The sequence below is a fragment of the Agromyces laixinhei genome (assembly GCF_006337065.1).
Classification (GTDB): domain Bacteria; phylum Actinomycetota; class Actinomycetes; order Actinomycetales; family Microbacteriaceae; genus Agromyces; species Agromyces laixinhei.
The window spans coordinates 1,178,469-1,195,203 of the sequence record NZ_CP040872.1; the positions used below are offsets into that span (position 1 = coordinate 1,178,469).

A 16,735-nucleotide genomic window follows, 5' to 3' on the forward strand; every position below is an offset into this window, starting at 1 on the left:
GAGCGGCCGCACCGCGACGCGACAGTAGAATCGACCGCATGTGTGGAATCGTCGGATACGTCGGAGAGCGCAACAGCCTCGACGTCCTTATGGGAGGCCTTCGCCGCCTCGAATATCGTGGGTACGACTCGGCCGGGGTGGCGGTCGTCGACGACGACGGTGCCATGGAGACGGCCAAGCGCGCCGGAAAGCTGAAGGTGCTCGCCGACGAGCTCGAAGCGAACCCGCTGCACCGCGGCGGCACCGGCATCGGCCACACCCGCTGGGCGACGCACGGCGGCCCGACCGACGGCAACGCGCATCCCCACCTCGGCGACGAGGGGCGACTCGCACTCATCCACAACGGCATCATCGAGAACTTCTCCGAGTTGAAGGACGAACTGCTCGCCGAGGGCTTCGTCTTCGAGAGCGAGACCGACACCGAGGTCGCCGCCGTGCTGCTCGGCAGGGAGTACGGGGCGACCGGCGACCTCCGCGAGGCCTTCCGCACCACCGTGTCGCGCCTCGAGGGCGCGTTCACCCTGCTCGCCGTGCACCGCGCCGAGCCGGGCGTCGTGGTGGGCGCGCGGCGCAATTCCCCGCTCGTCATCGGCCTCGGCGAGGGCGAGAACTTCCTGGGTTCGGATGTCGCGGCATTCGTCGAGTACACGAAGCGCGCCGTGGCGATCGGCCAGGACCAGATCGTGACGATCACCGCGGGCGACGTCGTCGTCACCGACTTCGAGGGGCGGCCGGTCGAGGTCGAGCCGTTCGAGGTCGCGTGGGATGCCTCGGCGGCCGAGAAGGGCGGCTGGTCCTCCTTCATGCGCAAAGAGGTGGCAGAGCAGCCCGAGGCGGTCGCGAAGACGCTGCTCGGCCGCGTCGTCGACGACCAGGTGGTGATTCCCGAACTCGAGTCGTTCGGCGATGAGGAGCTCCGGGGCATCCGTCGCATCACGATCGTCGCGTGCGGTACCGCCGCATACGCGGGCACAGTCGCGAAGTACGCGATCGAGCAGTGGGCCCGTGTGCCGGTCGAGGTCGAACTCAGCCACGAGTTCCGCTACCGCGAGCCGGTGCTGGGCGACGACACGCTCGTCGTCTCGATCAGCCAGTCGGGCGAGACCATGGACACGCTCATGGCGGTGAAGTACGCGAGCGAGCACGGCGCGCGCACGATCTCGGTCTGCAATACGCAGGGGGCCACGATCCCGCGCGAGTCCGACGCGGTCGTGTACACGCACGCCGGGCCCGAGGTCGCCGTGGCGTCGACCAAGGCCTTCGTGGCGCAGATCGCGGCGCTCTACCTGCTCGGCCTGCACCTCGCGCGCGTGCGCGGCACGCTGTCCGCCGATGAGATCGCGGTTCAGCTCCACGAACTGCAGTCCGTGCCTGAGAAGCTCGAGGTCGTCCTCGCCGAATCCGAGAAGGTCGCGCAGCTCGCGCACTGGATGGCCGACACACGGTCGGTGCTCTTCCTCGGCCGTCACGTCGGCTTCCCGATCGCGCTCGAGGGCGCACTGAAGCTCAAGGAGCTCGCGTACATCCACGCAGAGGGCTTCGCCGCCGGCGAGCTCAAGCACGGGCCGATCGCCCTCATCGAGCCCGGCCAGCCCGTCTTCGTCGTCGTGCCGAGCCCGCGCGGCTCCGCCGCCCTGCACCCGAAGGTCGTCTCGAACATCCAGGAGATCCGGGCTCGCGGCGCGCGCGTCATCGCCATCGCCGAAGCCGGCGACGCCGCCGTGCTGCCGTTCGCCGACGAGGTGCTGCGCATTCCGCTCGCGGCGCCGCTGTTCGAGCCCCTCCTCGCGGTCGTGCCGCTGCAGATCTTCGCGATGGAGCTCTCGCAGGCCAAGGGCCTCGACGTCGACCAGCCGCGCAACCTCGCGAAGTCGGTCACGGTCGAGTGAGCGAGCAGGTGCGGGAGACGGCGCCGTGATCGTCGGAATCGGCATCGATGTCGTCGATATCGCTCGGTTCGAACGGTCTCTGACCCGTGCTCCTGCGCTCCGTGAGCGTTTGTTCGCCGAGAGCGAACGGGATCGCCCGGCGCGGTCGCTCGCGGCCAGATTCGCGGCGAAGGAAGCGCTCATCAAGGCGCTCGGCGGCGATCCCGTCATCCGCTGGCACGACATGCGCGTGGTGCAGGACGAACACGGCAACCCCGATTTCGCGCTTTCCGGCGCGATCGCCGAACTCACGGCCGGCCTCGGCGTCGACCGCGTGCATCTCACGATGAGTCATGACGCCGGCATCGCGAGCGCCTTCGTCGTGCTCGAGGGCGCGGCCGACCGTGCGACGACCACGGGGAACGCGACGTGAGCGCGCCACCTGCCGCCGATGCAGCGGATGCCGCGCCGTTCCGTGAAGCGGTCGTCGATCTGGGCGCCGTCCGCGACAACGTCCGCACTCTCGCCAGGGCGGTGTCGCCCGCGCACGTCATGGTCGTCGTGAAGGCGAACGGCTACGGGCACGGCGCCGTACCTGTCGCGCGGTCGGCACTCGCGGGCGGCGCCGACTGGCTCGGGGTCGCCGACCTCCACGAGGGCCTCCAGCTCCGGGCGGCGCGCATCGATGCGCCGATCCTCGCGTGGCTGCACGACCCGGGCGCCGACTTCGCGCCTGCGATCGCCGGTCACCTCGATCTCGGCGCTTCGTCGCTCGGCCAGCTCTCGGCGATCGCGGCGGCCGCGGCATCCGTCGGCACCGTCGCGGCCGTGCACCTGAAGCTCGACACCGGACTCAGCCGCAGCGGTATCCCGCCAGAACACTGGCCCGAAACGGTGGCTCGCGCGGCCGAGCTCGAGGCCGACGGTCGAATTCGCGTGCGCGGGATCTTCAGCCACCTGGCCAACACCTCGCCCGATGAAGATGCCGTGCAGCTCGCGGCGTTCGAGCGCGGCCTCGAATCGGCTGCAGCGGCCGGACTCCGCCCCGAACTGCGCCACCTCGCCTCGACGGCCGGTGCACTGAGACTGCCGGCCTCGCGCTTCGACCTCGTGCGCATCGGCATCGGCGCGTACGGCATCCCGCCCTTCGGTGACGGCACGACCGCTGCCGAACTCGGCCTGCGACCGGCGATGACCCTTCGCGGCAGGGTCGCGGCCGTGCGCCGCATTCCGGCGGGCGCCGGCGTCTCCTACGGCCACATCTGGCGCGCGGCCCGGCCGACGACCGTCGCACTCGTGCCGCTCGGCTACGCCGACGGAGTGCCGCGCCAGGCGTCGGGCCGCGCCGAGGTCTGGCTCGCCGACGCTCGCCGACCCGTCATCGGTCGCATCGCGATGGACCAGTTCGTCGTCGACGTCGGCGACGACCGCGTCGAGACCGGCGACGAGGTCGTGCTGTTCGGCGACCCCGAGACCGGCGCGCCGTCGGCCGACGACTGGGGCGACGCCGCCGACACCATCGGGTACGACATCGTCACCCGCATCGGACCGCGCGTGCCGAAGCGCTACGTCGGCGGCGAGTGATGCGGTTCGAGGCCGCCGATACCGAAGCCATGGAGGCGTTCGGCCGCGAACTCGGCAGTGTGCTCGGCGCGGGCGACGTCGTCGTGCTCACCGGGCCGCTCGGCGCGGGCAAGACCACCCTCACGCGCGGCATCGGCGCGGGCCTCGGTGTGCGCGGGCCGGTGCAGAGCCCGACGTTCGTGCTCGCCCGCACCCACCCGAGCCTCGTGGGCGGCGCCCCGCTCGTGCATGTCGACGCCTACCGGCTCGGCAGCGCGGCACTGCTCGACGATCTCGATCTCGACTTCGGCCGTTCCGTCGTCGTCGTCGAGTGGGGCGCGGGCCTCGTCGAAGACGTCACCGACTCGTGGCTCGAGGTCGTCATCGAGCGGCCGACCGGTGCGAGCGCCGTCGTCGAGCGACCAGCGGATGCCTCGGCCGGCGGGCTCATCGGCACCGACGCGCTGCTCGACGCCGACGAACCGCGCATCGTGACGGCGACGGGCCACGGCCCCCGGTGGGCCGCGACCGAGTACGCCGTGCGCGCGTAGGCTTGAGGGCATGCTTCTCGCGATCGACACCTCGACGGGCACGAGTGTCGCCGTCGTCGACCGAGACGGTGGCATCCTGGCCGAGACCGGCACCGATGACACCATGCGGCACGCCGAGGTGATCGGCGGCTTCATCGCCGGTGCGCTCGCCGCAGCCGGCGTCGATCGCCGGGGGCTCTCGGGCGTCACGGCGGGCATGGGCCCCGGGCCGTACACCGGGCTGCGCGTCGGCATCGCCGCGGCACACGCCTTCGCGCTCGGCATCGACCGCCCCTTCGTGCCGGTCGTCAGCCACGACGCGATCGCCTGGACTCGATACACCGCGGGCGACGCCGGCCCGCTGCAGGTCGTCACCGACGCTCGCCGACGCGAGTTCGCCGTTTCGGAGTACGACGGCCTCGACGACGACGGACTGCCCGTTCGGGCGGCCGGCCCGGGGCTCGTGCCGCGAGACGACGTGCCCGCGGCACGGGGCATCCGCTTCGACGCATCGATCGTCTCAGCGGGCGCGATCGGCATGCTCGCCGAACTCGCCTTCGCAGCCGGGCGTCTGCCGCTCGCGGCCGACGCGCCGCTCTACCTGCGCGCGCCCGACGTGACCCCCTCCGCCGGAAGGAAGGTGTTGCGGTGAGCGTCTTCATGCGCCGTGCGAAGGTCACCGACCTCGATCGCATCATGGAGCTCGAGCGCGCGACGTTCGAGGCCGACGCCTGGCCCGAAGACGCCATGCGCCGTGAGATCGAGAGCCCGCACGGCTACTACCTCGTCGCGATCGACGACGAAGCCGATGAGAGCGCTCGCCTGCTGGGCTACGCCGGCCTCCTCGCACCCTCCGGAGGCGGGCAGGCCGACGTCCAGACCATCGCGGTCGCCCCGGCGATCCGCGGCATCGGGCTCGGTCGCGGCCTCATGCACGCGCTCATCACCGAGTCCCGCCGCCGTCACGTCGCCGAGATCTTCCTCGAGGTGCGCGCCGACAACCCCGTGGCCCGTGCTCTCTACGATTCGCTCGGCTTCGAGGAGATCGGCGTGCGACATCGCTACTACCGCGGCGGCATCGACGCCGTTCACATGCGACTCACCGTGCCGCCCGCAGTCGCCCGGCCCGCGGGTGTCGGCGATGTTGAGGGCGCCAGCGGCGCTGAGGGCGCCCGATGAACCGCGACGCCCCCCTCGTCCTCGGCATCGAGACCTCGTGCGACGAGACCGGCGTCGGCATCGTGCGCGGCACGACCCTGCTCGCCAACACGATCGCCTCCTCGATGGAGGAGCACGCGCGCTACGGCGGCGTCGTGCCAGAGGTCGCGGCGCGCGCCCACCTCGAGGCGCTCGGCCCGACGATCCGTTCGGCCCTCGCCGAGGCATCCGTCTCGCTCGCCGATCTCGACGCGGTGGCCGTGACGAGCGGACCTGGCCTCGCGGGCGCGCTCATGGTCGGGGTCGGCGCCGCGAAGGCGCTTTCACTCTCGCTCGACGTGCCGCTCTACGCGGTGAACCATCTCGTCGGCCACGTCGGCGCAGACCTGCTCGACACTGCGGCACCGCTCGAGACGCCCACCGTCGCACTGCTCGTGTCGGGCGGCCACACCTCGTTGCTGCTCGTGCGCGACCTCGTCTCCGACGTCGAACTGCTCGGCGAGACGGTCGACGATGCCGCAGGCGAAGCGTTCGACAAGGTCGCGCGCCTGCTCGGTCTGCCCTACCCGGGCGGGCCCGAGATCGATCGGGCCGCGATCGGCGGAGACCCGGCCGCCATCCGGTTCCCGCGCGGACTCACCCAGCCGAAGGATCAGGCGGCCCATCGCCACGATTTCAGCTTCTCGGGGCTGAAGACCGCGGTCGCCCGCTGGGTCGAGCAGCGCGAGGCCGCCGGCGAGCCAGTGCCGCTCGCCGACGTCGCCGCGAGCTTCCGCGAGGCCGTCGTCGACGTGCTCGTCTCGAAGGCGATCGCAGCCTGCACCGAGCTCGGCGTTCCGAGACTCCTCCTGGGCGGCGGAGTCGTGGCCAACGCTCGCCTCCGCGAGGTGGCGATCGAACGAGCGGATGCCGCGGGCATCGCCTTGCGAATTCCCCCGCTGTCGCTCTGCACCGACAACGGTGCGATGATCGCGGCCCTGGGCGCCCAGCTCGTGATGGCGGGGCACCCCGCGTCGACGCTCGACTTCGGTGCCGACTCGACGCTGCCGGCGACCGAGATCCAGGTCACCTGAGGCAAGAACCTCGTGCATCGGAGCCTCTGCACGATAGTGTGGGGGCGAAACAACCGGGGGCGGCGATCATCGATCGCGTCCGGCGCGCACGTCACCGTGGCGATGCGCGAATTCACAGCATCGAGGAGAATCCACCGTGACCGACCCGAACCTTCCTGAGCAGCCCGCCGGCGCAGTCCCGCCCGTGCCTCCGGCCGCACCCGCGGCGCCTGCGTCCGGTGCGCAGCAGCAGGCTCCCTCAGCGCCCGCCTACGGTGCAGCGCCGCCGGCTCCGGCGTACGGTGCGCCCGCTGCGAAGCCGTCGCAGGTGCTCAGCATCCTGTCGCTCGTCGGCGGCATCGTCGGCCTCGTCGCGTCGTTCTTCTACTTCGGTCTGCTCTTCTCGATCGCCGCAGTCGTCCTCGGCTTCATCGCGAAGAAGAAGGAGCCCGCGTCGAAGGGCATGTGGCTGACCGGTATCATCCTCGGCTTCGTCGGCCTCGTGATCGGCATCATCTTCATCATCCTCGCGATCGTCGCCTTCGCCGTCCTCGCGAGCGTCGGCACGACCTACGGAAGCTACTGAGCCCAGATCTCCGATCTGGACGTTCTGATGCAGAAGGTGGAACACCATGAGTGATCCGAAGAACCCCGACCTCCCCGACGTGCCCGACGAGCCGCAGGTGCCGAACGTTCCCGAGCCGCAGGTGCCGGGTGTTCCCGAGCCCGAGGTTCCGGCAGCACCAGACGCGCCCACGGCACCGGAGCCTCCGGCACCGCCTGCAGCACCGCCGGCACCTCCGGCACCGCCTGCGGCACCTTCGGCCCCGAGTTATGGCGCGCCGACGCCGCCGGCTCCACCGGCCTACGGGGCTCCGGCCGCTGGAGCGCCGGCGCAGCCCGCGTACGGCACTCCGGAACAGCCCGCATACGGTGCGGCGTACGCTTCCGCCACGCCCGCGAAGCCGACGCCGGTGCTGAGCCTGATCTCGCTCATCGCGGGAATCGTCGGTCTCGTCGGCTTCTTCGTCGTGTTCATCCCGTTCGTCGGCGGCATCATGCAGCTCTTCATCCCGGCTGCCGCCGTCGTGCTCGGCTTCCTCGGCAAGAAGAAGGAACCGGCCGCCAAGGGCATGTGGCTGACCGGCATCATCCTCGGATTCGTCGGCATCGGCATCGCTCTGCTGTCGCTCGTGTTGTGGGGCGTGCTCTTCGCGGGCTACGACACGTACTACTACTGAGGAGCCACCTGATGACCGCGCGTGAGGGGGTTTCGCCCGACGGCGAGACCCCCGACCGTTCGGTCGGCCCGGCCGGCGCACCCATGCCTCCGGTCCGCCCCGAGGAGCCGACCCTCAGCGCGGATCCTGCCGTTCGCGAGTTCGATGTGCCGTTCGACACCGGCCAGCTCCAATCGATCTCGACGGGGCAACTCCTCATCGTGCACCGCCCCGGATTCGATCCGGTCGAGGAGGCCGAAGAGCAGACGCAGCGCAGGGTGTACAGCTGGGTCGCCGCGGTCGTCGGCACCATGGGCGCCGTGGCGTCGCTCTTCGTCGGCTGGATGCTGCCCCTCTCGATCGCTGCGATCGTCTTCGGCGTGCTCGGCCTCCGCCGCGAGGAGCATGGCCGCCCGCTCGCCTTCGTCGGCATCGGCACGGGCCTTGCCGGACTCGTGTTCTCGGCCGTCTGGATCGGGTACTACGCGATCGTATTCGGCGCCCTTCCGAGCTGACGGACGCCGTCGCACCGACCGCCGCGGATGCCACGGGGCCCGAGGCGGTTCAGAGCCGCTCGACGAGCAGCGTGACGTGACGCCCCGCTTCACGCGTCAGCACGATGGTGGCCGACGACGTGCCCTTCAGCTTCAGCCGGGTGCGAAGCTGCGCCGGGTCGACGTCCACTCCGCGCTTCTTGATCTCGAGCGTGCCGATCCCTCGGGCGGCAAGGGCCTGGCGCAACTGGCGCTCGTCGGCCGGCAACCGTTCGATCACGCGGAAACCGCGAGCGAACGGCGAATCGAATGCCGTGTCGGCGGTGAGGTACGCAATGCCGGCGTTCAGCATCCACGCACCGTTCGCGCGGGCGAGGTCGCCGATCAGGCGTGCGCGGATCACGGCGCCGTCGGGCTCGTAGAGGTACTCGCCGAGCGGGCCGACGGGGGCGTCTTCGCTGTCGGCTTCGGCCGTGAGTTCCTGCGCAGTGTCGCCGCGGATCACGAGGGCCGCACGGCGGATTCCCGGTCGGGCGACAGCCCCGAACCACACCCCGAGCTCGACGAGATCGCCGTCGACCGAGATCCACTGCGCCTCGGTGTTCGCCGGGATCACGTCGCGGTCGGTGCCCGGGCCGAGCTTCACGCCGACCGGCATGCGGTCGCCGAGGCCGAAGGCGAACTCGAGCGAGGGGGAGTAGGCCGAGGCATCCCTGATTCTCGTTGTCGTACCCGCCTCGGTGGTTCGACGCGCCGGATCGAGCCAGGCGCCGTCGATGCCGCCGAGTGCGACGCTCTCGGCCGATTCATGCAGCACCTGTACCCGCGGGAACGGCGTGAGGTTGTATGCGGCGACGGCTGCGGTGACCTCGTCGGCGTCGGCGGCGGTGACTTCGAGGTCGATCGCCGCCATCGCGAGCGTGTCGCCGCCGATGCCGCAGCCGAGGTCGGCGACGTGGTGCACCCCGGCGCGTGAGAACCGCCCGGCATGGATGGCCGCGACCTTCAGTCGGGTGGCCTGTTCGAGTCCGGCCTCGGTGAAGAGCATGCGGGAGGCGAACGGGCCGAACTTGGCCTCGGCCTTCGCGCGGAGTCTGGCCTGGCTGAGCACGGCGGCGACGAGCGCCGGCGCGTGACCCTGCTTGCGGAGGTCGGAGACCGTCTTGACGATGTCGGCCTTCGAGTCCCAATCGGGGAGCGCGTCGAGCAGCGTGAGACCCTCTGGGGAGAGCAGTTCGACGAGTTCGGCGCGATCCACCCGGCCACGCTAGCATCGTGCGGTCACCGCTGTTCCGCCCATGGCTGAACGGGCTGGCACTCACGTTGCACGAGTGCCAAATCGGCCCTAGACTCGACCTAGCACTCTCGCTCTGAGGCTGCTAACAAGTCTTCGTCAAGACAGTTCATTCACTGAGAGTAAAGGGGTCAACCGTGTCGGTTTCCATCAAGCCGCTCGAGGATCGCATCGTCATCAAGCAGGTCGACGCCGAGCAGACCACGGCATCGGGTCTGGTCATCCCCGACACCGCCAAGGAGAAGCCCCAGGAGGGCGAGGTCGTGGCGGTCGGCCCCGGCCGCATCGATGACAACGGCAACCGCGTTCCGCTCGACGTCGCCGTCGGCGACAAGGTGATCTACTCCAAGTACGGCGGCACCGAGGTCAAGTTCGGCGGCGACGACCTGCTCGTCCTGTCGGCCCGCGACGTGCTCGCAGTCGTCGTCCGCTGAGTCGACACGATTCATCCGAGGCCGGGTCGCCCCACACGGGGCGTCCCGGCCTCGTCGTATTCCGGCGACGGATGCCGCAGCCGCTCTGCTCACCCGCTTCGATGTCGGCCGGATCTCGACGGTGAACGGCTGACTCGGCACCGTGCGGCGCCGGTGCCCGGGCGTAGTCTGTGCTGGTGTCATCGCGCTCAGAGACCTCCGCCGGCCCCGCGACGAGCGCCGCAGCGGGGGTGAGTCGATCCGGCCTCGTCTACGCGATCGCCGCCTACGCGCTCTGGGGCTTCCTTCCCGTCTACTTCATCGCGCTCGCACCGGCGAGCCCGTTCGAGGTCGTGCCGTGGCGGGTCCTCTTCTCCCTCGTCTTCTGCGCGCTGATCATCGCGGTCACGCGTGCGTGGAGGCCGCTCGCCCTCCTCTTCCGCGATCGCCGCATCCTGCTGACGATGGGTCTCGCCGGCGTTCTCATCTACGTCAACTGGCAGACGTACGTGTATGCGGCGCTCTCGAACCAGGTCGTCGAAGCGGCGCTCGGCTACTTCATCAACCCGATCGTCACGGTGTTCCTCGGTGTCTTCGTGATGCGAGAGCGGCTCAATCCGACGCAGTGGACGGCGGTCGGCATCTCGATCATCGCCGTCATCGTGCTGGCGATCGGTTACGGCCAATTGCCGTGGATCGCCCTCGTGCTGGCATTCTCGTTCGGCTTCTACGGGCTCATCAAGAAGCGCGTCGGGCCGAAGGTCGACGCGGTCTCCGGCCTGACCCTCGAGACGGTCTGGCTCGCGCCGCTCGCGATCGTGCAACTCGTCTTCGTCGGCATGACGACCGGACTCACGATCGGCACCGTCAGTGTGTGGCACACCGTGCTGCTGATCGGGCTCGGCGCGGTCACCGCGGTACCCCTGCTGCTCTTCGCCGCAGCCTCGCGCCGGCTGCCGCTCATCTACATGGGCTTCATCCAGTACTTCGCGCCGTTCATCCAGTTCCTCGTCGGCGTCTTCGTGCTGCAAGAGCCGATGCCGCCGGAACGGTGGATCGGATTCGGACTCGTCTGGGTGGCGCTCATCGTGCTGACGTTCGATCTGCTGCGGGGCGTTCGTGCGTCACGTCGCATCGTCGTCGAGCCCGCCTGAGCGGTCGGCCACGGGGCCGGAGGCTGGTCGGTCGGGCACGGCCCGAGGCATGCGCCGGCGCGCGATCCCCGCGTGAGAGCGCGTCTTCGCGCGGCTTCCGTGCGCGCGAACCCGATCAGGTGACGGCGTGGTAACGATTGGGCCGGTGTTACCGGGTTGTGACCGCAGCGGCTTGTTTCGCCATGGGCTGCAGAATACTGTCAGACAACGGCGTCATCACGGCGCTGCATTGTGTACCAATTTCCTTCAGTCCCAAGGAGCAACATGAGCGTATTCGCGAAGGCCACGGCCTCTCGCTCGGCTCGCGCAGCTTGGACGGGTGTCGCCCTTGCGGGCGCCAGCGCCCTCCTCCTCACTGCGTGCAGTTCGGGCACTCCCGCCCCGGCCGATACGGAAGAGCCGGCTGCAGACACCGACTGCGCGCAGCCGATCGCTGAGGGCGAGCGCAACCTCACCCTCAACCTCGGAACGATCCTTCCGCAGAGTGGTTCGCTCGCGTTCCTCGGCCCGCCCGAAGAAGCCGGCGTGCAGCTCGGTGCCGACGACGTCAATGCGGTCGACTCGGGCCTGACGGCCGACGTCACGTTCCGAGACTCGGGCGACACCACGACCGACATCGCGACCGTCTCCGTCACCGACCTCCTCTCGCAGGATGTGTCGGCGATCATCGGTGCCGCTTCGTCCGGTGTGTCGAAGACGGTCATCGACCAGATCGTGTCTGCCGGCGTCATCCAGTTCTCGCCTGCGAACACCTCAGCCGACTTCACCGACTACGACGACAACGGCCTGTACTGGCGTACGTCGCCGTCCGACGTGCTGCAGGGTGAAGTGCTCGGCAACCGCATCGCCGCCGACGGCAACTCGACGCTGGGCCTGATCGTCCTCAACGACGCATACGGCACCGGTCTCGCGGACTACACCAAGACCGCGTTCGAGGCGGCCGGTGGCGAAGTCGTCGCCGAGGCCCTCTTCAACGAGGGTGACTCGAGCTTCGACTCGCAGATCGCCGATGTGACCGCCGCCAACCCCGATGCGATCGCGCTGATCACCTTCGACCAGGCGAAGATCATCGTTCCGGCGCTCGTCGGCAGCGGCTACCCCGGTGAGAACCTGTACTTCGTCGACGGAAACCTCTCCGACTACAGTGCAGACTTCGCACCCGGTCTCATCACCGGCGCGCAGGGCACCCTCCCGGGTATCGACACCGAGAAGCTCGGTGACTTCACCGACAAGCTGCTCGCCGTCGACCCCGCCCTCACCGATTACAGCTACGCGGCGGAGTCCTACGACGCCGTGGTGCTGCTCTCGCTCGCGGCCTACGCGGCCAACAGCACTGAGGGCGCCGACATCGCCGCCTACCTCCAGCAGGTCTCGGGTGGTTGCGGTGAAGGTGAGAAGGTCACCACCTACGAAGATGGCATCGCACTGCTCGCCGAGGGCCAGCAGATCGATTACGACGGCCCCTCCGGTCCGATCACGTTCGACGAGAACGGCGACCCGACCGAGGCGACCATCGGCATCTACGAGTACGGAGACGACAACACCTACTCGCGCACCGGCGATGGCTGATCCGAGTTCGTGAACTGAGAAGGGCCCCGGCTTCGGCCGGGGCCCTTTTCGGTCTCTCCGGGGGCGTTCCGGCACTGCTTCGCGCCGTGGCGGGCCCGATCATTGCGCTCGCTGCAGCACCCGCGGAGAGCGCGTGGACGACGGCGGAGCCCGGCGGGCGGGCGGCCGAGCGCAGGCAACGAGAAATGGGGCGGATGCCGCAGCATCCGCCCCATTCATCGTGCGTGGAGTTTACTCGTCCTCGTCCTGGCCGAGCGTGCCGAGGTAGAGTCCGATCACCTTCGGGTCGTTCAGGAGCTCACGGCCGGTGCCCGTGTAGGCGTCGCGGCCCTGGTCGAGCACGTAGCCGCGATCGCAGATCTGCAGGCAGCGGCGCGCGTTCTGCTCGACCATGATGGTCGTGACGCCCGCCCTGTTGATCTCCTTGACGCGCAGGAACGCCTCATCTTGGCGAACCGGCGAGAGGCCGGCCGACGGCTCGTCGAGCAGCATGACGTGCGGGCCCATCATCAGCGCGCGCGACATGGCCACCATCTGGCGCTCACCTCCGGAGAGCGACCCGGCGCGCTGGCCGAGACGATCGGCGAGTTCGGGGAAGATCTCTCGCACGAACTCGAGCCGCTCCTTCACGCCCTTCGGCTTCAGGTACATGCCCATCTCGAGGTTCTCCTGGATCGTGAGCGACGGGAACACGTTGTTCGTCTGCGGCACGAACCCGACGCCCTTCGCCACGAGCTTGTTCGCCTTCAGGTTGGTGATCTCTTCACCGTTCAGGCGGATCTGACCCTCGCGCACCTTCACCAGCCCGAAGATCGCCTTCAGGAGTGTCGACTTGCCGGCGCCATTGGGGCCGATGATGCCGATGAGCTCACCGGGCGCCGCCGTCAGCGAGGTGCCGTGCAGGATATTGATGCCCGGCAGGTATCCGGCGACGACGTCGCGCACCTCGACCACGAGGTTCGTGGCCGGGGGCTCGACGACGGCGGGAGCCGCGTTACTGTTCGTCATCGATGAGCTCCTTCAGTGCTTCGACGGTCTCCGTGTCGGTCGAGCCGAGGTCGGAGTCATGGTGTGCCCCGAGATAGGCGTCGATCACGGCGGGATTCTCCATGACCTCGTGCGGGCCGCCCTCGGCGACCACCTTGCCCTCGGCCATCACGATCACCCAGTCGGCGATGTGGCGCACCATGTGCATGTCGTGCTCGACGAAGAGCACGGTCATGCCCTGCTCTTTGAGAGCGAGCACGTGGTCGAGCAGCGACTGGGTGAGGGCCGGGTTGACCCCGGCCATCGGCTCATCGAGCATGACGAGGGTCGGATCGCTCATCAGCGCCCTCGCCATCTCGAGGAGCTTGCGCTGCCCGCCCGACAGACTGGCCGCGTAGTCGTCCTTCTTGGCGTCGAGCTTGAACCGCCCGAGGAGTTCCAGGGCCTTCGCCTCGATCTCGTCGTCTTGCTTGCGCCAGAGCGACGGGATGAGTGAGCGGAAGAGGTTCTCCCCGATCTGATCCTTCGCACCGAGCTTCATGTTGTCCATCACCGTCAGGAGGCCGAGCGACTTGGTGAGCTGGAACGTGCGGATGAGGCCCATGCGCGCCACGCGGTAGGCGGGCACGTGCGCCAGCGAGCGACCTTCGAACGACCAGGTGCCGGTGTCGGGCTTGTCGAAGCCGGTCAGCAGGTTGAAGAAGGTGGTCTTGCCGGCACCGTTGGGACCGATGAGCGCGGTGATCGCGCCGCGCGGGATCTCGACGTGGTCGACGTCGACAGCGGTGAGGCCGCCGAAGGTGCGAGTGACACCGTCGGCGATCAGGATCGGATCGTGCTTCTTGACGCCGGGCGCCGCGTCTCCGACGTGGAGCCCGGTGGTTTTCGTGGGCCTCGAGGAGGCGGTTTCACTTGACAAAAGCGAGCTCCTTCTTGTTTCCGAGGATACCCTGTGGCATGAACACCACTATCAGCATGATGGCCACTCCGACGAGGATGAACCGGAGCTGACCGGCCTGCACCTGCGTCATGAACGGGAACCAGCCGGCCGCGACGGCACGGGAGACGAATCCCGAGAAGAACGACAACAGCACCCAGAAGACGATCGAACCGACGATCGGCCCGAGGATGGTCGCCGCCCCTCCGAGGAGCAGGACCGCGTAGATGATGAACGTCAGCGTCGGCTGGAAATACGACGGGACGACCGCGCGCGGCATGACGAAGATCATGCCCGCGAGCGTTCCGAAGAGCCCGCCGAGGATGAGGCTCTGCATCTTGTACGAGTAGACGTTCTTTCCGAGCGCACGCACGGCGTCTTCGTCTTCGCGGATGCCCTTGATCACGCGGCCCCACGGGCTGCGCATGATGAGCCAGGTGAAGACCGCGCAGATCGCGACGACGATCCACCCGAGCACGAGGAAGAACCACACTCGGTTGTCGAACACCCACGGACCGAACCCGTACCGCCCCTCAGGGAACGGATTGAACGCGAGCAGGTCGCCCTGGTACTGCGACAGGCCGTTCGCCGATCCTGTCACGGCGTTGAAGGTGTTGGTCGTGAAGATCAGCCGCAGCACTTCCGCCGCCGCGATGGTCACGATGGCGAGATAGTCTGCTCGCAATCGCAGCGTCGGGATACCGAGGATGAGTGCGAAGATGGCGGATGCCACGAGCCCCGTGAGCACGCAGGCCCACCACGGCCAGCCGAGCTTGAGCGCAGGGATGGCGTACCCGTAGGCGCCGAGCAGCATGAAGCCGGCCTGTCCGAAGTTCAGCAGGCCCGTGAAGCCGAAGTGGATCGCCAGACCCAGCGCGGCGAGCGCGTACGCGGCGGTGGTCGGGCTGATCAGCTCGACGGCCGCATTTCCGAAGATTGCTCCCCAATCCATGATCAGGCCCTCCTATCCGATTCTCTCTCGACGGCCCAGGATTCCCTGTGGCCGGAACAGCAGCACGACGATCATGATGACCAGTGCGCCGACGTACTTCATGTCGCTCGGCAGCCACAGCGTCGACAGTTCGACGAAGAGCCCCACGATGATCGCGCCGATGAGCGCGCCGAACGCGGTGCCGAGACCGCCGAGGACGACCGCGGCGAAGATGAGCAGCAGGATCTGGAACCCCATGTCCCAGCTGACGCCCGGCCGGAAGTAGGCCCAGAGGATGCCGGAGAGGCCGGCGAGCGCCGAGCCGAGCACCCACACGATGCGGATGACGTAGTTCACGTCGATGCCGCTCGCGGAGGCGAGGCTCGGGTTGTCGGAGACCGCCCGCGTCGCCTTGCCGATGCGGGTTCGCTGCAGGAAGAACGCGACCGCCAGCAGCACGATGATGCTGGTGCCCATGCTCGCGACATCGATCCAGCTGAGCGAGACCGGTCCGAGTGAGAACCTCGCGACTCCCGTCGCACCCTTGAGCTGGAACGTCTGCCCGCCGTAGAAGAACTGGAACAGGTACCGCAGCGCGAGCGAGAGTCCGATGCTGACGATCATCAGCGGGATCAGGCCGATGCCCTTCTTGCGAAGCGGCTTCCAGAGCCCGGCATCGAGCACCAGGCCGAGCAGGGCGCTGAGTGCCACCGCGATGATGATGGCGAGCCACATCGGCACACCCAACGTGGTGCCGAAGGTGAAGGTCATCAACGCACCGAACGTGATGAGCTCGGCGTGCGCGAAGTTCGACAGGCCGGTCGTGCCGAAGATCAGTGAGAGGCCGATGGCTGCGAGCGCGAGCAGCAGACCGAAGTTCAGGCCGTTCACGGCTCGCTCCAGGAACTGGTTCCAGAAGCTGACGGTCACCCGTTCGCCCTCGCCGAGGAAGAAGTTCACCGACGCGTTGCGCGTCTGCCCGAACGAGCCTTCGCGTTCCGCGCCGCCTTCTTCGGCGACGATGACGCCCTCGGGAAGGGTGTCCTCGTCGAGGATCACGGTGTAGGTGCCCTTCTCGGGCACGCCCACCTGCCAGCGGCCGTCGACATCGGTCTCGGTGTCGGCTTCGAAGCCGTTGCCCTCGACGGAGATCTTGACGCCCTCGACGGGTTCACCGTCGAACTGCACGTTCCCGTTGAAGTGGTATTCGAACTCTTCAGCGGGCTCCTCGGTCGCTGCGGGCTCCTCGGTTGCTGCGGGCTCCTCGGTTGCTGCGGCGGCACTCACATCCTCCGCCATCGCAGGGGACGCTGCGATGCCGGACAGGGTGAGTGCGGTCAACAGGAATCCGAGGAGTATGAGCCACCTCCCGGGCGACCGATGAGCGAGCGTTCGTGTGGGTTTCACTGCACCTCCAAGGGCACCCGTCGGGCTGGTGGCCTTCCGGGTTCGGTCCTTATCCGTCGACGACGTCGTCGACGGTACTTGCCGATTATGTCTCATACGTTTCGCACAAGAGGCAAACGGCGTTCGATTGTTATCCGGGAATGCCCGCGATGCAAACT

The 16,735-nt window shown here is 68.6% G+C and carries 18 protein-coding genes; 13 read left to right on the forward strand and 5 right to left on the reverse strand.

Annotated elements, in window-relative coordinates; genetic code table 11:
- Positions 1 to 38 precede the first annotated feature (38 nt).
- The 10 genes from glmS to FHG54_RS05685 all read left to right on the forward strand — a co-directional run bounded on the left by glmS (position 39) and on the right by FHG54_RS05685 (position 7,906).
- Positions 39 to 1,889 (forward strand): glutamine--fructose-6-phosphate transaminase (isomerizing), encoded by a 1,851-nt coding sequence (gene glmS / locus FHG54_RS05640; RefSeq protein WP_139416403.1) that lies wholly within the window; start codon positions 39 to 41, stop codon positions 1,887 to 1,889.
- Positions 1,890 to 1,914: 25 nt separating this feature from the next.
- Positions 1,915 to 2,301: a holo-ACP synthase gene (locus tag FHG54_RS05645; RefSeq protein ID WP_139416404.1), complete on the forward strand. Its 387-nt coding sequence runs from the start codon at positions 1,915 to 1,917 to the stop codon at positions 2,299 to 2,301.
- Entirely contained in the window at positions 2,298 to 3,452 is a 1,155-nt protein-coding gene (gene alr, locus FHG54_RS05650; RefSeq protein WP_139416405.1) for an alanine racemase, read from the forward strand. Before FHG54_RS05645 ends, alr begins: the two co-directional genes overlap by 4 nt.
- Complete coding sequence (tsaE, locus tag FHG54_RS05655) at positions 3,452 to 3,982, forward strand: tRNA (adenosine(37)-N6)-threonylcarbamoyltransferase complex ATPase subunit type 1 TsaE (protein WP_139416406.1); 531 nt, start codon at positions 3,452 to 3,454, stop codon at positions 3,980 to 3,982. Before alr ends, tsaE begins: the two co-directional genes overlap by 1 nt.
- Positions 3,983 to 3,992: 10 nt before the next feature.
- Positions 3,993 to 4,613, forward strand: coding sequence for a tRNA (adenosine(37)-N6)-threonylcarbamoyltransferase complex dimerization subunit type 1 TsaB (gene tsaB, locus FHG54_RS05660; RefSeq protein ID WP_139416407.1), 621 nt, complete (start codon positions 3,993 to 3,995; stop codon positions 4,611 to 4,613).
- The gene (gene rimI / locus FHG54_RS05665) at positions 4,610 to 5,140 is read left to right on the forward strand and encodes a ribosomal protein S18-alanine N-acetyltransferase (protein WP_168197118.1); all 531 of its coding nucleotides are present in this window, start codon (positions 4,610 to 4,612) and stop codon (positions 5,138 to 5,140) included. The genes tsaB and rimI overlap by 4 nt, the downstream gene beginning before the upstream one ends.
- Complete coding sequence (gene tsaD / locus FHG54_RS05670; RefSeq protein ID WP_139416408.1) at positions 5,137 to 6,192, forward strand: tRNA (adenosine(37)-N6)-threonylcarbamoyltransferase complex transferase subunit TsaD; 1,056 nt, start codon at positions 5,137 to 5,139, stop codon at positions 6,190 to 6,192. Before rimI ends, tsaD begins: the two co-directional genes overlap by 4 nt.
- Positions 6,193 to 6,328: 136 nt before the next feature.
- Positions 6,329 to 6,757 (forward strand): DUF4190 domain-containing protein, encoded by a 429-nt coding sequence (locus tag FHG54_RS05675; RefSeq protein WP_139416409.1) that lies wholly within the window; start codon positions 6,329 to 6,331, stop codon positions 6,755 to 6,757.
- A gap of 46 nt (positions 6,758 to 6,803) precedes the next feature.
- Positions 6,804 to 7,412 (forward strand): DUF4190 domain-containing protein, encoded by a 609-nt coding sequence (locus FHG54_RS05680; RefSeq protein ID WP_233437883.1) that lies wholly within the window; start codon positions 6,804 to 6,806, stop codon positions 7,410 to 7,412.
- Positions 7,413 to 7,423: 11 nt separating this feature from the next.
- Entirely contained in the window at positions 7,424 to 7,906 is a 483-nt protein-coding gene (locus tag FHG54_RS05685; protein ID WP_139416410.1) for a DUF4190 domain-containing protein, read from the forward strand.
- Positions 7,907 to 7,955: 49 nt separating this feature from the next.
- On the opposite strand, the gene FHG54_RS05690 is transcribed toward FHG54_RS05685, so the two are convergent.
- Complete coding sequence (locus FHG54_RS05690) at positions 7,956 to 9,143, reverse strand: class I SAM-dependent methyltransferase (protein WP_139416411.1); 1,188 nt, start codon at positions 9,141 to 9,143, stop codon at positions 7,956 to 7,958.
- A gap of 173 nt (positions 9,144 to 9,316) precedes the next feature.
- Here FHG54_RS05690 and groES point away from each other — a divergent pair, with 173 nt between their 5' ends.
- The 3 genes from groES (at position 9,317) to FHG54_RS05705 (ending at position 12,315) form a co-directional block, all read left to right on the forward strand.
- On the forward strand, positions 9,317 to 9,613 hold the full coding sequence (gene groES, locus FHG54_RS05695) for a co-chaperone GroES (RefSeq protein WP_139416412.1): 297 nt from the start codon (positions 9,317 to 9,319) through the stop codon (positions 9,611 to 9,613).
- A gap of 176 nt (positions 9,614 to 9,789) precedes the next feature.
- The gene (gene rarD / locus FHG54_RS05700) at positions 9,790 to 10,746 is read left to right on the forward strand and encodes an EamA family transporter RarD (protein WP_168197119.1); all 957 of its coding nucleotides are present in this window, start codon (positions 9,790 to 9,792) and stop codon (positions 10,744 to 10,746) included.
- A gap of 264 nt (positions 10,747 to 11,010) precedes the next feature.
- On the forward strand, positions 11,011 to 12,315 hold the full coding sequence (locus FHG54_RS05705; RefSeq protein ID WP_139416413.1) for an ABC transporter substrate-binding protein: 1,305 nt from the start codon (positions 11,011 to 11,013) through the stop codon (positions 12,313 to 12,315).
- Positions 12,316 to 12,546: 231 nt separating this feature from the next.
- On the opposite strand, the gene FHG54_RS05710 is transcribed toward FHG54_RS05705, so the two are convergent.
- The 4 genes from FHG54_RS05710 to FHG54_RS05725 are packed head-to-tail and all read right to left on the reverse strand — an operon-like array spanning position 12,547 to position 16,469.
- Entirely contained in the window at positions 12,547 to 13,323 is a 777-nt protein-coding gene (locus FHG54_RS05710; protein ID WP_139416414.1) for an ABC transporter ATP-binding protein, read from the reverse strand.
- Positions 13,310 to 14,221, reverse strand: coding sequence for an ABC transporter ATP-binding protein (locus FHG54_RS05715; protein WP_139416415.1), 912 nt, complete (start codon positions 14,219 to 14,221; stop codon positions 13,310 to 13,312). Before FHG54_RS05715 ends, FHG54_RS05710 begins: the two co-directional genes overlap by 14 nt.
- On the reverse strand, positions 14,211 to 15,191 hold the full coding sequence (locus FHG54_RS05720) for a branched-chain amino acid ABC transporter permease (RefSeq protein WP_139416416.1): 981 nt from the start codon (positions 15,189 to 15,191) through the stop codon (positions 14,211 to 14,213). Before FHG54_RS05720 ends, FHG54_RS05715 begins: the two co-directional genes overlap by 11 nt.
- Positions 15,192 to 15,203: 12 nt before the next feature.
- The gene (locus FHG54_RS05725; RefSeq protein ID WP_233437939.1) at positions 15,204 to 16,469 is read right to left on the reverse strand and encodes a branched-chain amino acid ABC transporter permease; all 1,266 of its coding nucleotides are present in this window, start codon (positions 16,467 to 16,469) and stop codon (positions 15,204 to 15,206) included.
- Between the last annotated feature and the right edge of the window lie 266 nt (positions 16,470 to 16,735).

Bases quoted from the DNA above. Each gene is read 5' to 3' on its own strand.
- glmS (WP_139416403.1), top strand. From the start codon at position 39: ATGTGTGGAATCGTCGGATACGTCGGAGAGCGCAACAGCCTCGACGTC.
- tsaE (WP_139416406.1), top strand. From the start codon at position 3,452: ATGCGGTTCGAGGCCGCCGATACCGAAGCCATGGAGGCGTTCGGCCGC.
- tsaB (WP_139416407.1), top strand. From the start codon at position 3,993: ATGCTTCTCGCGATCGACACCTCGACGGGCACGAGTGTCGCCGTCGTC.
- tsaD (WP_139416408.1), top strand. From the start codon at position 5,137: ATGAACCGCGACGCCCCCCTCGTCCTCGGCATCGAGACCTCGTGCGAC.
- FHG54_RS05680 (WP_233437883.1), top strand. From the start codon at position 6,804: ATGAGTGATCCGAAGAACCCCGACCTCCCCGACGTGCCCGACGAGCCG.
- FHG54_RS05685 (WP_139416410.1), top strand. From the start codon at position 7,424: ATGACCGCGCGTGAGGGGGTTTCGCCCGACGGCGAGACCCCCGACCGT.
- FHG54_RS05705 (WP_139416413.1), top strand. From the start codon at position 11,011: ATGAGCGTATTCGCGAAGGCCACGGCCTCTCGCTCGGCTCGCGCAGCT.
- FHG54_RS05710 (WP_139416414.1), bottom strand. From the start codon at position 13,323: ATGACGAACAGTAACGCGGCTCCCGCCGTCGTCGAGCCCCCGGCCACG.
- FHG54_RS05720 (WP_139416416.1), bottom strand. From the start codon at position 15,191: ATGGATTGGGGAGCAATCTTCGGAAATGCGGCCGTCGAGCTGATCAGC.
- FHG54_RS05725 (WP_233437939.1), bottom strand. From the start codon at position 16,469: ATGGCGGAGGATGTGAGTGCCGCCGCAGCAACCGAGGAGCCCGCAGCA.